We start from the raw sequence: 18,000 nt of genomic DNA, 5'->3' as shown, positions 1-18,000 counted from the left end.
TTCTTATGTCGAACTTACTTGAACTTAGACAAGAATTCTGTAGTGAGCTCACTGTAATCTTTAGCTCCATTAGCATTCTTATCATAAGAATAAATGTCTTTTCCCTTTTCTTGAGCATTTGCTAAAGAAATATTACTTCGTATGTGTGTTTTAAAAACTAATTTATCAGAAAACTCCTTTAAAAGTTGTTCTTTGACCTGTTGATTCATTTTTTTTCTGTAGTCAAATTTTGTCAGGACAAACCCCAACAAAGAAATCTTTTTATTGAGTTTCTTTACCAATTCAAAATGTTTTAAAAAGCTGCGCACTCCTTTTAAAGGTAAAAATTCTGCTTGGAGCGGAATCAAAACATGATCACTACTCACCAATGCATTAATCGTTAACATACTCATTGATGGGGGACAATCTATAAATACATAATCATAACCTTTCAAAGGCTTAATTAACTGAGAAAGAATCTGCTCTCGACCATAAACACTTGCCAATTCTAATTCTGCTCCTGCCAAATCCAAAGATGATGGTACGATGTCTAATCCCGAGGCATTAATTACTACATCTGTAATCTTAGTTTTTTCCCCAAAGGCTTCTTTATGCAACACAGTATATACAGAGTTTTCTATATCTTCTGTAATTCCTAATGATTGTGTTAAATTGGCTTGCGGATCTACATCGATCAGTAATACTTTTTTTCCTTTCTTTTTTAGACCTGCAGCCAAATTTATTGCTGTAGTTGTTTTACCAACACCCCCTTTAAAATTTGCAATTGAGATTACTTTCATCTATTTGTTTTGATCTTATATTGCTTATCTATTTATCTTTCATATAAATATACAAAGACTTCATCTAAGAAATTATCACATACCAATTCCTTATCCCAGTTCTGCTTCGAAATATTGACATACTTTATCCCAAACTTCGCACCCAACTTTGGTGCCTAATTTGCGCCCTTCAAGATCTCCGTCTTTAAAATGGATACCTCCATACAATCTCGATATCCCGGCTTCTGAAGCTGCATCTCCTAACATTTTCCAATCCAAAGTAACATCTTCACAAGGTGTACATCCAGGTTCTATTTTTGAACCTCCTTTAGGAATAGTAACCGATTCTCCATATTTGCCACTATCACAAAAGCAGGATAACACTTCTGCCGCCGCTGCACTAAATGTGCTATGCCCTGATACATACTCTGCAAAAGGCGGTGTCGGGATATATGGGATCCAGTTTTCACCTTCTATTTGTTTGGTTCCTTCGCATGGGCCACCCCAAGCTTCTATACTCTTACCTCTATACAAATCTTGAATTGCCGATATTGGTCGCACATAATCATAATACACTTTACAATCCCAAGCCGCTATTCCTGCATCAAGCAACGCATTAGATAATGCAAAAAACATTTTGATATCAAATGCATTTTTATAACCGTATTCTTTGGATAAATAGCGCGCTTGTCTACAACATTGTTCTGGCGGAGTGGCATTACGTGCTTTTCCATCTTTTGGGCTATCTACAAATTTATCCTCATGCATCCCTCCCCAAAACTCGGCCATTAGTTTTTGTTCATCTGTTAGGCATGCGCTATAATCCAATACCATATCAGCTTGTCGTTTGTAATTTTTACTATCACAAGACGCCGGCGAAGGTGGTCTAAATTGTCCTCCCCATGTTAATGCAAAAGGTTTTACTAACCCCCAATGTGCAGTTAAAAACTCTTGTGGTTTATGATTTACCAATTGCGCTTGCCAACGATCTTCATATTTTAAGGGTTGTGGCACTGGTGGATTTACAGGACAATAGTTTGTATAATCTACATAACTACCTTCTTCTAAGGTTGCATATTGATTTGCACCATCTCCTGCTCTACATTCTATAATGAGTTTTGCAGATAAATTACCAATTCCAACAGCATTATTAGGCTCCATATCTTTGTTATCGGGATCAAAATTGCATTCGCACATAAAATCCCGAAACATATTCTTTTTTTCTGGTGGTAACTGCAACCAAAATACATCTTGTAGTACCGTATACGCTGCATGGCTATATGCTGTTTCTCGATTTAGAGATGTACATTCTTGATCTGGCTGTTTCAAACGACTACCTGTAGTAGTACTTACCTCACAACCGCCATCATTATAATTGGTCCAGGCATCATACATTGCGGTATGCACCATGGCCAATGCTCTAGCTGCAACTGTTGGAGACATATTTACATAATGGATAGCATCACAGGTTAATCGATTCCATACATGAGCCTTACTTGGTGTGTAATTATTGTTTGTTGCCATGAGTACTGATTTTTGTGTAATTATTGTATTGTATCGTTCTTCTCTTTCTTTTTTATAATCAATCATTCTTACTATTATTATCATCAAAAACACCTACTTGTGTTTTTGTACTGCTTCTTACGAAGTTACATACTTCATAAAGTGTTGTTTTCTTCTTATTCTTGTCACCATTAGTTACAAACTAGCGGTAGTGGGGAAATTGCTAACCAATTTCATTAAGACTACTAATTTTTTTATCATAATACGTGTAGTCAACATCCGGAAAAAGAATTTTTAAAGCACTTAAATCTTTTCTTAACATATCTAGAATGTTTTTATGTAAAGAATCTTTAGGGTCAAAATCACAAAAGAAATACTCCCAATTACCAATACCTTTTGTTTCAAGAAGTGCATTAAGCAGCCCCTCGTAATCCAATTTCATGGGATAAAGCTGTCCTCTATTATAAAACCATAATTCCTCACTATACGTGCCTGGGGTTAATCTAAAACCAATCAACTTATTATCACCAGCATCAGGGCTATCAATCAAAACCCTAAATTGTTTTAATATTTCTATATCTTTTTCGGGTGTGGAATCATTCCATATTTTATGTGGTTTTGATTTTGAGATAGATCTATAAGCATTTTCAAGATTAAAATCTCCTGTACCTTTCAATTCTTCATTTATTTTGTAAAACCAATAAACCCGAGTGTAATTAAAAAAATTGAAAACATCCTGCTTTTCTTTTGGTAAGCTAAAATTTAGGTTTTTTTTAAGCTTATGATCAAAAAAATCTAAATTTGTACCTTGAAGAGCACTAAAATCTGTATCAATTTCTTGTATATCTATGTAATTGTTTTCTTTCAATTCCTTTATAAGTCCAGCAAATAGTTTATTGTAATTTTTCATCTTACTTTTTATCTTCTTCTAATATTAAACCCTATTTCATTTAAATGAGCATCCAATGCCGATTCGATATTATCTAATCTATCATAAAATGCTGATGTTGTCCTATTTCTTGAATTTGATGCTACTCTTTGACTTTCATGCGCTGATATCTTATCAATAACATCTCTTACATTCCTAAAAGAACCTTGAGAACTACGTGCCGCTAAAATCAATCGAGCTTCATCAAGGTTTATTCCCAGTCTTTCTCTAATTTGTGCTGCAATAGTACTACTTTCATTAAGATAAACTTTTTCTAAATCAAAAGGTTGATCAATATTACTTATACCATAGTTCCCTTCATTAGTTTTATTAAAACTTCCATCACTAGCTTCATATTTACCCCAAGAGGCATTTATACTTTTAGGGTATGGAGATGCTCCTCCATTATGATATGAAACTCTTACTCGATACCAAATGGTATCTCCTCCGTCTTTACTATTAATCGCATTCCTCTCTATATTACCGCTGAAAGGAGTATTTACTGAATGCCCTGGCGCAGGAACAAGGTTTGAATCAACTGCATCTCCTCCCAATTCATGTGGTAATAAATGCATTTTAACATAGTCAGAATTGGCAGTTAAACCAGCATTTTGTAATTCAACCCAACCTCTTAAAGTAGCTCCGTTATATGTATTAGCTGCCGAACCTGTTGGCACGTCGCTATTTAGATATTCTGCTGTAAATCCGCTAGCCTTACTACTATTAACCATTGGTGGTAAAATTGGAGGTGGGTATTCATGTGCACTAATACTCATCAATGGAATTAATGAATTTGCCAACCTAGCTAATTCAGATTTTAATTGACTTGTTATACTTGTTCGCTCTTCTTCATTTGTACTGGAATTTAATCTATTTCTATGATTATCCACTGAATCATATAATTCCCGAGCTCTTTGTAAACTTCTAACAGGTACTCTCGCTCTAGGTCCTGTCAAATTTTGAATTACAGGTTGAAGTTCATTAAACAACTCATCTAGAGTTCTAGGTGCACTCCTTACTATAATTTCACCATTAATATCATCTCCTTCAAAATATAATCTATGATCTTCTCCTGTTTCATCTACAAAATGTTCTTCAGCTTCTCCTGCATTTTCTGTTGACCCTCCTTTTAATCTTCCTGTCTCTGTATTATTTCTATCTCCTACATCGATCAGATAATCCCAGGTTTCGCCACCGTCAACGACTCTTGCGCTTTCTATAGCTGGATGTGCTCTTAACCATGATTGTAACATAGATTGCGCAGCGGCTTCTTCGATAGTGCCGTCTTCACCAGCTGCATTTGTTTCTCTGGTTCTTAGATCGGTCATGGCATCACTTAACAACCTTCTTCTTTCGGCTTCGCTCATTAAAGGTACTACCAATAGATGATTACCATTATCTTCTCTGGCATGTCTTACAAATACAGATACGTTATCATCTTGTTTATTTCGTAATTGTATTTGATTTAGCCCATATTTAGCCTTTACTCGTCTTGCTTTGGCTTCTACAACACCTTCTGTTGGTTTAGGATCTACGTTTTCAAGCTGCGACATTTCATCTAATGCTCGCATATATTTCTGCTCATCTGGCAGGTTTTGTAAATTTTCTTCTCGTCTACTACTTGGTGGTAATCCTTCACCATCACCAGTCACTTCTGGATTAGCATTTTGTTCTCCTCCAGGCTCACCAGTCCATTGTCCTTCAGGATTAGCGTCGGCATCACCCATACGTCTAGGAGGGGGATCTGCCATAACATCGGCAGTAAATTTATCTGGATCAAACTCTACCGGAGAAAACTTAAGCTCTGGTGCATCTGATGACCCTACTAACCAATCAATATCTGCTCCAATTCCCATACTATCACCAATTGGATATTGCACTTCGCCAAGTGGTGTTTCTTCTCTACCATCTGGTGCAGGTGACCACCATGGACTATCTAATTCATAGAAGAGCGCTCCTGATAATTGTAAAAATAATTGCGCAGCGGCTTCAAAATGTCCTTTTAATCTTGATTCTCCTACTTTTCCGCCCTCTGGTGCGGCACTCTCTGTATATTGAAATGTTGGCGTGGCTTCTGCATAGGCTCGTAGTCCAGCGGCAGCGGTCACATTCACACCCGCTTTAACATCATGGCCTAATAATGTTACTCCTACCCCAGCTTCTGCCTCTAACCCTAAAACGGCAAAGGCATTAATACCTAAGGTTCCTGTTATACTAAATTGTTGTAGCACTGATGGGTCTGTAGAATAGGTTCCTGTAAATCCAACATCTTTAAGTACTAATGGTCCAAACCCTGCATTAACGAACATCCCGATACCTGCAAATAAGAATACTTGCCCGACTAATGGGATACCATAACCTGCACGTATCTCTACATCAAAAATCTGAACTTTTTTGCCACGTTGCTCCATGAGTTCTATCTCATCTGGCACTACTATTTCTCCTACAATGGTGACATGGCCTTCATGATCAATACCAATCTTGGCTGTTCCTTCTAACCAAGGTGTTATTTTGGCTTGTACTTCTCCCCAACCAGCAAGAACTTGATTGTTTTTAGTTTTGGGTGCTGCTGTTTCTGGAGTTGCAGCAGTTTCTGCCTGTGCATCCATTGTTTCTACACCTAAGGCGGCATTCATCATTTGTCTCGACTTTGCCGCATCTGTTACTAGCAAAGTTATCGATCCAGTAAATTTCTCTGAAGTCATTGTACCGGTACCTTGTATCGTTACTGCACCATCAATATATTCTGCAATTATTGTTGCTTGTACATTTGCAATATCTCCTTGTATCTCTCCTCTACCACTTAACTTTCCGTCTTCTCCTCTAGCTACCGTAAATTGACCTTGAGCTAATCCTTGTATATCTACATTAGCATTTAAGTTAAACGTAAATGCATCACCTGTAATTCCTAATCCACCACCTGCTTCAAGAAAGCCATCTACAACCGTAGTCAAGGCACTCACTTGAAAAACTAATCGTCCATTTTCAAAAGTATTTTCTAAAGCATCAACATTCAAGGGCTCGATACCCAAAAAATCCATTGCTTCTAACTTATCATTAAGTCCTTTAATAAATCCCTGAACATCGGCTACCAAAGCTCTATCTCCCATTTTTACACTAAGGAAACCTTTGGTTTGCTGTTCATCGCCAAAATTACGGAGTACCAAAATTGGCTCTACTCCTGCTTCTCGCATTGGGTTTAGAAAATTCCAACCTGTAATATTCAGGTATTTATGATTACCCTCTGACAGTTCATATTTTGCAGCATCTCCCTGAATATTTCGTGTCGTCTTATTAACCTTTATGGTTCCGCTATACCGTTCACCTATTTTTACATCTACGTCAAAAATTCGTTCCCCATCATTATACTGAGCATCAAGATAATTTGCCCATGCGGTTGTAAGATCAAATCGATGACTAATATCTAAGGCATCATTTGGTCGAATTGCGGCTTCTGCTGCAGTGGGAGTTTCTGTAACTTCTGATGTTGGTTCATCTACTTTTTGTACAGTAGGTTTTGATGCTCCTTGCTGCATTGTATGCGTTAATTCATGAGCCAATAAATGTTGGCCCGAGGTAGAATTTGTATTGTATTTACCTTCATTAAAATAAATATCATTACCATGCGTAAACGCCTGTGAACCTAAATCCTTATTCATTTGTATTGCATCACCACCTGTATGAGTACGTACACCACTAAAATCCGCCCCAAAAGCATTACCCATCGATTCTTGGGTATTGGATGGCAATGCGCTACCTGAACCTTTAGAACTATTAAGACTGCTTTCTAGATCAGTAGTATTAGTACTTGATCCTTCTTCTTTTCTTTGTATGGTAGATTCTTCATTTGGTGTAGAAGGATTTTCTGCACTACTTAATTTTGTATGTATTTCTTCTTCACTTTCAGAAAACTCTTCTTCTTTTTTCTGAATTTCTTCATCTTGATCTCCCGTAAGTGAAGGTTGTATAGGGGCTATCGGTTTAGTCTGAACATTAGGTTCTTGTTGTTCTGCATTACTTTCAAAAATAGGTTTTCGCTGTATTTCTAATTTATTTTGTAGTACCTCATCATCCTCTTTCTTCTGTAGATTTTCTGTTTGCGTTTTTGTTGAAGTAGGATTAGCCGGTTCTGCTAATTTTTGAACCACTTGATCTGCTTTTTTATCTGCTTCGACCTCATATTTATCATTAGGTTGGCCAATGGTAAGTTTAGGTTGGATGCTTGCAGGACTAAAAAAGGGTTCTGATGTTTCTCCAGATTTTGAAAAAAAGCCTTCTTCCCCTTCTTTCTTAAAGAACGGTTCCCGCTTTGCTTGAACTGGATTTTTAGCGGCTGAACTTGTTTTTATCTCAGCTGTCTTCATACTAACGTATCGCGCATATTTTTTGTAACTATTTTTTCTAATTTACTCATTTCAAAAATGTCCTGAAAATCCAACTCCTCCGCTCACTCCCCTTATATCCATCAAATTATCTGGATTTGCATTTAAATCAAACTGCAAATCAAGATTAACACCTCGTCCAAGAGGTATTGGCATATCCAGTTGTAATTGACCGCTTTGAAAAAATTCATATGATTTTAAGCCGATACCTGTTCCATAAGAAAGCACCGTTCCTAAGGTTTCATTGGCACCAAGAAAGCCAAAACTTGTTTGTAATAGATTTGTTCCTAATCCATACCTTAAAAAGGTATTCCACATGAGCTCATTGTTATTTGGGTATAATGATGCTATTCTATAAAAATGATGAGCATTATTGTATAAATTTTCATCGATATTCAGTTTTAAAGCATAAGCAAGGCATCTAAAATCAGGAAATTGGGGATTGATGTAACATCTATCTGCTGGTGAGGTCCCTCTTTGTCGTCGTCTTTGATTTGATGCACTATTTGTCTCGCGTTCTCTTTCTCTGGCAGCATCCCGAGCTGGGTCATCATCCTTTTGGATCGCGGGTTTTCTCTGGACAATAGTATCGGTATATGAAGTAAAAAAAGATGATTCTTTTTGATTAGAATTCGAAAAAAAACCTCTTTTACCCTCTTTTTTAAAAAAGGGGTCTCGTTTAGCTTGGACTATTTCCTGAGCTGGTTTTCTTTTTGGTCTCTTTGTTACTTTCACTTACTTACTTTTTATAGTATCTACTGTTTTATGTTGTTTTAATATCTTTTTACTTAAATAAGACTTTGTTTTAGGGTTTTGCCAAGGTATTTTGCTAATCTGTTCTTTTAGTTTAGCTGTATCTGTTATTGTTCCTTTATTACTTTGAAGGTTCTTTTGTGTTTCTGCTAATTCTTTAATGTTTTTCAACACTTTTACATCGGTTAATTGCCCTTCTTCAATCTTAGAGTTGTCAGAATCTACAGAACTATTATCAACTGTAGGAGTTTCTTGTTTTTTATTTTCTTCTTGTTTTTCGATTGCCTTATTCGCTAGATCAATAACTTTTTCAGAATTTCCTAATAGTAGATTCGCAAAACTAACTGCCTGAATATCTTTTGCCGATGTAGCTCTTTTTTCTAGCTTATTAGAAATTTCTGCTAACTCTTTTTGAGCTTCTGTATCATTAGGGTTTTCTATTATTTTATCTGAAAACTTTTTTAAAGCAAATTTGTCTTTCTCAATCTGTATTTCCTGTATACTCGGATATGCAATCATTATAATAGGAATAGGGAAAAACAGTAGTAATTTTTTAAGGTCATCTTTTTTTATGATAAAATATACCAATCCTGCACAAAGCAACATGAATAAAAATACTCCTAAAAATAGCAGTACAATTTCATAAAGATAAAGGTTGTCAAATATTTTATTCATAACTCTAATTCAAGTAGCACTATCGCCATTCTACCGTAAGTATTTCTTTCATCCACGGTAGTTTTACAATACCGATATTCCATGGTAATCGATCCAATAGTATATCCATTGCTTTTTGTTCTATATACAGTTTCCAACCTGTACTTTCATTTTCTAACTTGCCCTGACGCATTAAAAATCCTTCTCGCAAACCATCTGCTGAGATGTTTCCTAGCGCTCCCCAATGTTCTATAACTATTTTTAATAAACCTACAGCTTCTTCTTTTTCTTCTTCAGTTATTTTTATGGTGTGATCAAGAGGCATATTTGAAGGCATCTCACATAAAAACTTTGGCAACACCATCTCATATTCGACTGGATTTTCCTTACCGGTTGCCAAAAAATGAAGTAACACAACTGCTTTACTTCTAGATTCAAAATCTTTAAAGTCTTTACCATCTATAAGTCCTAATCTTGTAAAGAAATTGTTTATAAAAGGATTCAGTAATACTACTCCTGCTGTGTTGAAATACTGGGGTGATGGTAGCGCTTCTTCTTTAAACACCTCTTCATCATCAGTAAATCCTGTACCTTCTTTAGTGCTTTTATTTTCATTTTTTCTTGTTGTTTCTACATCTATTTTATCGCCATGGTTTTCTGTTGTCTCGTTTGATTGAATTTTATCTTTAGAAACATTATTCGTATTATTTTCTGAAGGTAAAAATTCTTTTTTGTCTTCAGATTCTGACTCTTCTTTTTCTGTTGATGAAGTAGGCCTTATATTTTTTTCTTTTCTCGTGGTATTATTTTTATCTAGTATTTCTAAGAGTATCTGATATTTCTCTTTTTCTTTTTGATCAATAGTGCCATGATCCACTACTTCCTGAAGTTTTGTCTCGCGAAAGATATTTGAATCAAATAAATGTTGGAGTACTTGTCTTCCTATCGAAATACTATCTAATTTTTCTCTTTTTAGGATAACATACTCAAAAATCTTTTTCCATATCCTAATTTCTAATGAGCGAAATATAATTTTAGAGGTTAAAACATTTCCTTCTTGGCAAACAATCTCTATCTCTTTTATCATTTGCAGAACTTTATCTTGAGAAAAACCAGTATATAATTCTACAATTGATTTTAGATCTTTGGGAGTATGCTGTAACACTAATCGGTGTAATGTTATAGGATATTTTTTTAATTTATGTTCTAAAATGGTAACCCCATCTAATGCCATTCCTAGGTGTTCTAAAACTTTGGTGATCCATGTTTCTTGAGGAGCAATGGTATATGATGGTAAAATTCCTTTCTCTAACCAATATAACCAGATATCAAAATAATGTTTTCTTTGGGATTGACTACTTTCTTTTTGATCAATCGACATGCTCGATTGATGAACATTATATTCTTTGGAGCTCTCGTTATTTTTTAAATGACCATGAAGGCCCTTAGTATTATTTTCTTTTGGATCTATGTTTTTACCGTTTCCTGGGGGTGTACTTTGAAACGATTTTCCATTTTTATTAAAAAATTCCTGATCAAACTTCCTCAACCCTTGTTCTTGATTAACATATTGAATACCAATACTATGCAATCTATCCTCTATGTTTTCTCGTAACTGCCGTATGATTTTTTCTATAACTCCATTCATAGTACTACCATCCAAATTAATATTGCCAATATCAATTTCGATGCTATCAAATCTTGCAATTATATGTTCATCAACTAAACGATCAAAGAGGTTTTCTATAGCTGGATTTAATTCTTTTTGAACCCAATCACTTATTTTTTGCTGCACCGCATAGGCATCCTCTGTAGCGTTTATATCTACTTTCAAAACCTGTTTTCCTATAAGATGCTTTTGCCCCATATATTTATTTCAAAAGTTTTTTTATTGTTACTAAAGATTTAGCATTTGCTAGAGACCCTAGTGCTGTAGCATTCCATTCTTTGTTTAATTCTTTAAGAGATAATCCTTTGTTTGACAATATCTCAATACTTGCCGATAGTTGATCTATTTCCTCTTTTTTAATTTCAGATTTTGAATCTAATACCAGATTATCAAACAAATGATATGTTGCATTTTTTAATAATGTTAAGTACTCAGAAATAGCGTTGTCTTTTTGTAAACTATATCTATTAAAGAAGTCCACTAATGTTGAATACCCTTTTATTGTTGGAGTATTCTGAAGAAAGAATACTGTTCGTTCGTAACTTTTTGTTTTCTTAATGTTTTCATTAGCTCCAGTCTCTATGGCTTTTAAGTACATAGGTTTCCTTTGTCTTACAACTGCCAGTTCATCTTTTTTCTTTTGCGCAGTTGTTGTTTTTGTAGATGTTCCCTTAGCAGTAGTTTTTTGTTTATCTGCTTGTGTTTTTGTGACTTTCTTTTTAGTTACTGTCTTTTTTGCTTTTGCTACAGGTTCTGCTTTTTTAACAGCTGCTTTAGCACTGCTTTTTGCTGTAGGTTTCTTTTTAGGAAGTTCTTTTGGTTCTTTCTTGACTTCTTTTAAAGTTTTACTTTCTGTTTGTACTGTTGTTTTAGAAGTTGGTCTTGTTTCGATAGTAGCAGGAACTTCTCCAACAGGGAAATCTATTATATCTCCGTCAATAATCTGCACGCATTCACCCCAAAAAATACTACCCATACTATCCTCTGGTAACGTTCTGCTATCTACAGTATCACAATTACAATCACCTTGTGACAAAGGTGCGGATGCACAAGGTTGTTCAGATTCTAACCTTCTAATATAATTTGATAAAAGGCAATCTGGACGAGGATCATTAGGGTTGCATTTATACGCTTCTGGATCTTCTTTCCAAACTAACCATTTTCGATATGCATCCTCAAAATTACAGAGATCTCTTGGCCCTAGCCATAAAATATTAAGTCCTACTAATGCTGGTACTTCTTTATATAAAAAATTCTCAAAAGTTTCGCGTTGTTCTAAAGTTCTAAATCGTTTAGACCATGCTGGCAATACCAATGTTGCCCAAAAAGAATAAGGGTCGCTACCTGGTATATAATTGATTAATGTTGCTTGGGCATTATCTGCACACGGATCATCTTTATCTAAATCTGGTTGCCACTCAATATCGCAATCATAATCTGGGCAAATGGGCAATAAACAAGAAATCGCTCTTTGCAGACCACCTTCACCCTCACCTTCTCCTGTGTTAAATTCATGAAAACAATCGCCTGATGATGTTGGTCTTAATAAAATATGTTCAAGCAAATGCAATCCCACATCGCTTACTTGTGCTTTTGTTCTTTCTATTGCATCTTTAACTTCTTGAAGACTATCATATTGTTGTGGGTGATATGCTAATTCTTTTCTCTTATCAATAATCTGAAAAGAATAAAGTCCATATTCTGTCTTTGAGATTTCTTCAAAAGCGTATGATGTATTTTGATTTCTAATTAGCAGACAAAATGCTGTAAATGCATTTACTGCCTCTGCGCAACATGAATAATAATTTCTACTTACAAAAGGATAAGGTTCATTACATAATGTATCTGTTGTAGTATCCATATCCTCACAACCACATGGTTGTAAACCATTGGGTGTAATTTGCACATCACTTTTGGCATCATAGATTCTAAAACAATATCCCTGATCAGTTTTATAAATAGGAAAATAGTCTGTTAATTCTTTTACTAACTCACATGTAAAATTTTGCCGATTTATAATGTCAAGAATTCTGGCATCATTCTTATATTTTTCTTCTAAAAATGATGTAATTAAATTATTCTCAATTGCTTCTTCTTCTTGATTTTCTGCAAATTTATAAGGACATGCTATTAAGCTATCTCTAAGATTAAACATGAATTCGCAGAACTCATCATCAGAATATCCATATCCAATAGCATACAAAAACCCAGCTCCAGGGCGTGTTCCTCCTCCATCAGAAGGTTTCCCCGTGATATATTGATCCCAGTTTAAAGATTTCAACTTTGAAATCCAATGATCCATCTGTTGATCTCTAACCTCTCTAGAATTATAATCGCAATTATGATCAACCACAAAATAATCTGGTGAGACTACTTTAAATTTCCAGTATTCTCTATCACATACAATATCATAATTTTGATCATCTTCTGCCGCATAGATAAACTCTCGTACTCCACCAGGAATACAATCTTGACATTCATCTTTTTGATTAGGGTATGCATCATCCCAGGCATCTGCTTCACTATCAAATTCACGAGAGCTTTCTGCTAACACCTCAACTAATCCTGTGTAAAAGTTCCCATTCTTGCAAAAAAGTCTACAGTTATTTGAGGTGCCTGCCAGATTATAAAAATGATTATATGCTTCGATAACAGATTTTTCATCTGTATATGTAGATTCACTAATCCATAATAAACTACCTATATGCGGTATAACTTCACTAATACTATCGCTTGCAGGAATAAGATCTTTTTGAGGCACTACTACTTTAAACTTATAAGACACTGTATCATCTGCATTATCATCGCTTTCAGATACTTTTTTATATATGGGATATACATCTGCTAATTCAGAATAATAAGTAATTATATCTGTACCATTTGCTTCTACTTCTTCTCTTATTACTTTTGGAATCACAACCAAAAATGATTCATTACTACATGATTTAGATTGCGAGTTTTGGTATGTTTCTTCAAGATTTATTTTCCCCGAAGCTCCATATTGATCCGGATTAGCAGCTATGGCGATAACATCTAACCACTCCATTTGCCAAGCTTCTTCTGCCTCAATAGTACTAGTATATCCATTATAACTAATAAGAACGAAGCTATTTTTATTATGATCTGTGAATTCTACCTGATAATGGTACTTATTAGGACTTCCTTCTGGACAAACAACTATTTCTCTTTTAGTGCAGTGTTTTAAATCAATTGGTGGAATAAGGTCACAGATATTCCTTTTTACAAACTCTGCTGTTGATTCGTTACTATACTGATACGGATTTACAGCTAAAGGAGTATTTTTCTTGAAAAATCGCCACTCGAATCTACCATTTTGATTCTCTACCATTCTTCTGGCAATAAAGCTTTCTTTGGGAGCCAGGTCATTACTATAAATAGTAGAGAGGTATCCTGCTAATTTTTTAGCCATCTCCAGCGATGGTTTATCTTTTGAGAATCCCTCAACCATTGGAGTTTCTGATTTAGGAGAATACAATCCAAATTCGGTTGTACTTTTGGGAGATACTTTAAAAGATAGTTTTGGAAGTTCTTTGACAAAATTGGTATATCCTTCTGAAGCCTCACTATGCGTTTTAAAAGTATCGGTACTTAAAAACAAAGGCTTTAATTCATTATTTACATCACTAATACCATACCTATACTTATACAATGCAGGTGTAGCAACCACCTCAAAATTATAACAATGGGGAACATATAACTCATTATTAGGTCGTATCGCCTCTGTAACTATTACTTTATCGAAATCGCTTTGCGCTCTTGCTTTTGAGGTAAATTCGCTAGTTGATTCGAGTATTTTTTTATCATTTTTTGTTAGAGACCAAACATAACGACGCGGTTCTTCTTTTACAAAAACAGGAAGTGTGTTATTCTTAAAATAACGCATCATCGAGTTTAACGCTTTCGTGCGATCTGGTGCGGTCTCAAAATGATCAGGAGGTAATGCTAAAAACGAGTTATATTTATCTAATAAAATATAGTTATACTCTGGATTTCCTTGATCTCCGGATAATAAATAATTCTTTTTAACTTCACCCAGCTTAAATACAGTATCTAGTTGTTCTAGCGCTTCTTTTTCAGAATCATATGCGCAATAACTAATTAGAACAGAGGCACCATCTTTTCCTAAGAGTTGAAATCCAAATTTGTTTTTTTCTTGGTCATAATCAGGTTTTGTATTTCTATTCCCAAATATGGTAGTACATTCTGTTAATATCGTTTCAGGAGTTCCTTGACCAATATCCACGGCATCTGAAATCGCAATTGGATTTCCTTTTTCATTTTTTAATTGTATTCTGATTGATGTTCCTTCATTTTTGATTTCATAATTAGTTTTGCTGCTACCTAAAGCTTTTCCTTGTCTCCAAGCTGCAACAGCCCTATAAGCATCTGGATAACATCCTATACTATTCAGAGTGATCCCATGTTTAACGGGTAATTTCCATCGAATAGCTACATCATGTTTTGTAAGAAAATCCTCGAGCTGTGCTTCTTTGATCATATGATCCCATGCATCCTCATAGACATCAAAAACCTGTTCACTAACTGCTTTTTCTTTAGTATTTACATGCCATCGCCATGTTACTAATGTTTCAATTTCACAAGGTAACGCATTAGCATCAAGGTACGTATTTTCATTCTCTAATGGTAATAACCTATATTCACTTTTTAGAGCTGTTCTAGAGAGAATGTTTTGAGTGTTAATCGTTTTTATAAAATCTTCTTTTTTATCTAGAGCAACTTTTTCAGATTTCATTTTTGTGCTCTTACTCAATACAACTACTTCTTTTTCTGTATTGATTAGCTGCTGGTGATAATCATGCTTAGTTATAATAATATTTTCTTCTTCTCCTTGTTCAGAAAATATGCGACGCATTGTTTTTGCATCAAAACCATTAAGACTTTTTTCTAGTTGCTTGTACGATTCCTGATCTCGTATTTGAGATAAAACTTTTTTTGCAGCCCCATATAATTCCTCTCTACTCTCATATCCTCTATTACTTCTGAAAAGCACATTTTCTGACCAATCTTTTAACTCTAGTCTAAAGTTTTGTACTACTTCAAAATTACAAAGGTTACGTCTATCATAATTTTCAATTCCGGATAATAAAGAAACTCGTTTTTCAAAACCAGAAACGTTATCTGTATTCCATGATGATATTGAATAATCATAGGCTTTACCTCTGTTTCTGCTTATCTCTGCAAATCGATTTACATACTTTGATTGATCATTTATTTCTTCGTGTATATGCGCTTCTGTATCAATTCCATTTTGATATTGAAGAATCGTATAATCTGTAAACTCCTCTCCAAACCTCGCTAATAAATGATCTAAAAATTGTTTTCTTCGTAGTGCATACTCGCTTTTATCCTCTGTAAGTTCCTGAATCAAATCAATATAGGAAATAGGCGTATAGGTGATATCAAAAAAGTGTTGATCCCCTTCCAAAGTATCAGAAGCATTTGTTGTTAACTTATAACTTTGACTTATAGTCCCTAAAAACGTAAGGTTTTTTGCCTCTCTCCTTGCTTCATCGACTGTATCATATCTTTTTGTGCCTACCATTACGATATCATCTGGAAGATTTGTTTGTAGCACAAAGAAATGTCCTCTTCGATCTTGTAATAGTTGTATTGTATATTTTTCGTTAAAAAATGCATCTATCAATTGATTGATATAGATGGATCGAACTCCTGTCGAAGAAAAACTAAACAAATCTATCAATGCATTTGTATCACTGCATATATTACCAATAGTTAGCTCTACACTAGGGTTCTTTTTTAATTGTTCAACAATGTTTGTCCATTGACTATCATTTTTAACGGGAACAGCTAGCAAAGAATTTATAATCTCTGTGTCGTTTGTATAAAATCTAAGTAAATCTTCTACTCCAGGAATAGAATCAGGGATTTGAGTAAAATACGTATGCTTTTGTTCTTTTGTTCTTTGTTCTTCTGGCGTTAATGAAAATAATGATTTAATATTAGCAAGTTGAGATGTATAGTTTGCTAATATTTGATCATAAAACATAAGATACCCTTTTAACTGTAATGCTTGTGTTTCACGCAATAATGATGCTCTATCTGGCAACCCATCTTCTCCTATACCATATACTACAGGAAAATCATTTTGTATAGAATAAAATTCTTCTAAATTTTCTCTATTTATTCCTATTGGTATTTTAGTATTGAGGTTATCTAAAGGCATTTCGAATTGTTTTGCCATAGAAAAAGTGCGCTCTATTCTTTGTTTATCTATCCTTAACGCGCCTTTTGTATTGTATAGATCAATACATGTCTTATCTTTAGAAAAAGCAGGAACTTTACCTTCTTCAATTTGATATTGCCATGTTTGAGGCATGTTTTGAAACTCCTCTCCCTTAATTGATACATTTTTTATTTTTCTAACTCCATCGATACTTAAAATAATATCGTATAAATCTGAGAGATTAATAAACTCACGTCTTGTAAAACTCTCGAGTTCTTCTGTATCAATAAAACCAAAACTTTTCTCTCGATAAGGTCTTCCTGCAAATATATTGTCTATCGTTCTTCCTTTATCTAATAACTCCTCTAAGGTATAATATGTAATCTCTGGCTGGATATACTTTTTAATATTGTTAAAAATTTCTACGTACACCTTTTCTGCATCAAAATCTGCATGAATTTCTGCCTCAACACAGACACCTATTTCTAAAGCGTCTAATGTTTTAACTTCGACAAAATCTTCACATAAATTTCTATGTTGTACAAGAATTTGCTTGACTTCTTGCTCGAGAGTATCATTAATAATCTCATTATCTTTTTCTATATAAACCTTGTACAACCCATTTAACTCGATCTCCCGAAAGAGATTATTTGGATTCTCACAATACAATACAGTACTCCTTCTTTCTATATCCAGATATAATCCTTGTTCCTGTTTTACCGGTTCTAACCATGCATTTCGAACACCTTCAACTTCTAATAGAAGTTTTCTAAAATCTAATATAGTTACAGGATTTACAGTTAGTATTTCTAATGGTGTTAAAAAGTTCTCTTCAGTATCTGTACTAGTATTTAGGGTAGCTATAAGGTCTTGAAAAGGCAAGTTTGTCTTATATCCCAGATCCATTAGTGCATATACCAGCACTTCTAAAATGGTAATACCCGGATCATGCACATTATGATCTGTCCATATCTTACCTGATAGGTTTCCTATATGTTCTAGTCCTTCTCTTCTTAGTTTTTCAAAGTCTAAGTAGTCGGGAAGGTCCGGATCATTTTGCCTAATAACAGTTATATTTTCATTCACAGCTTCTGTCATATCAACTTAATTCAGATGATTTATCTGTT

The 18,000-nt window shown here is 34.5% G+C and carries 8 protein-coding genes; all 8 read right to left on the bottom strand.

Annotation, left to right across the window (positions count from 1 at the left end):
* Positions 1 to 14: 14 nt before the first annotated feature.
* The 8 genes from AWE51_RS25515 to AWE51_RS25480 all read right to left on the bottom strand — a co-directional run bounded on the left by AWE51_RS25515 (position 15) and on the right by AWE51_RS25480 (position 17,971).
* On the bottom strand, positions 15 to 779 hold the full coding sequence (locus AWE51_RS25515) for a ParA family protein (RefSeq protein WP_066320132.1): 765 nt from the start codon (positions 777 to 779) through the stop codon (positions 15 to 17).
* 90 nt (positions 780 to 869) lie between these two features.
* The gene (locus tag AWE51_RS25510) at positions 870 to 2,348 is read right to left on the bottom strand and encodes a vanadium-dependent haloperoxidase (protein ID WP_232517456.1); all 1,479 of its coding nucleotides are present in this window, start codon (positions 2,346 to 2,348) and stop codon (positions 870 to 872) included.
* A gap of 136 nt (positions 2,349 to 2,484) precedes the next feature.
* Complete coding sequence (locus AWE51_RS25505) at positions 2,485 to 3,171, bottom strand: hypothetical protein (RefSeq protein ID WP_066320125.1); 687 nt, start codon at positions 3,169 to 3,171, stop codon at positions 2,485 to 2,487.
* An 8-nt stretch (positions 3,172 to 3,179) separates the two neighbouring features.
* Positions 3,180 to 7,553: an eCIS core domain-containing protein gene (locus AWE51_RS25500; protein WP_066320123.1), complete on the bottom strand. Its 4,374-nt coding sequence runs from the start codon at positions 7,551 to 7,553 to the stop codon at positions 3,180 to 3,182.
* A gap of 51 nt (positions 7,554 to 7,604) precedes the next feature.
* Positions 7,605 to 8,306 (bottom strand): hypothetical protein, encoded by a 702-nt coding sequence (locus tag AWE51_RS25495; protein WP_066320122.1) that lies wholly within the window; start codon positions 8,304 to 8,306, stop codon positions 7,605 to 7,607.
* Positions 8,307 to 8,999 carry a hypothetical protein gene (locus AWE51_RS25490; RefSeq protein WP_118503800.1) on the bottom strand — a complete coding sequence of 231 codons (693 nt, stop codon included), beginning with the start codon at positions 8,997 to 8,999 and terminating at the stop codon, positions 8,307 to 8,309.
* A gap of 19 nt (positions 9,000 to 9,018) precedes the next feature.
* A complete protein-coding gene (locus tag AWE51_RS25485) occupies positions 9,019 to 10,845 on the bottom strand; it encodes a contractile injection system tape measure protein (protein WP_066320118.1) in 1,827 nt (608 codons plus the stop codon).
* 4 nt (positions 10,846 to 10,849) lie between these two features.
* Positions 10,850 to 17,971: a hypothetical protein gene (locus AWE51_RS25480; protein WP_066320115.1), complete on the bottom strand. Its 7,122-nt coding sequence runs from the start codon at positions 17,969 to 17,971 to the stop codon at positions 10,850 to 10,852.
* Positions 17,972 to 18,000: the final 29 nt, after the last annotated feature.

Origin of the sequence: Aquimarina aggregata (genome assembly GCF_001632745.1) — a bacterium.
Lineage (GTDB): Bacteria > Bacteroidota > Bacteroidia > Flavobacteriales > Flavobacteriaceae > Aquimarina > Aquimarina aggregata.
Note: the sequence above shows the minus strand (reverse complement) of the source record. Positions and strands in the feature narration are given on the sequence as shown.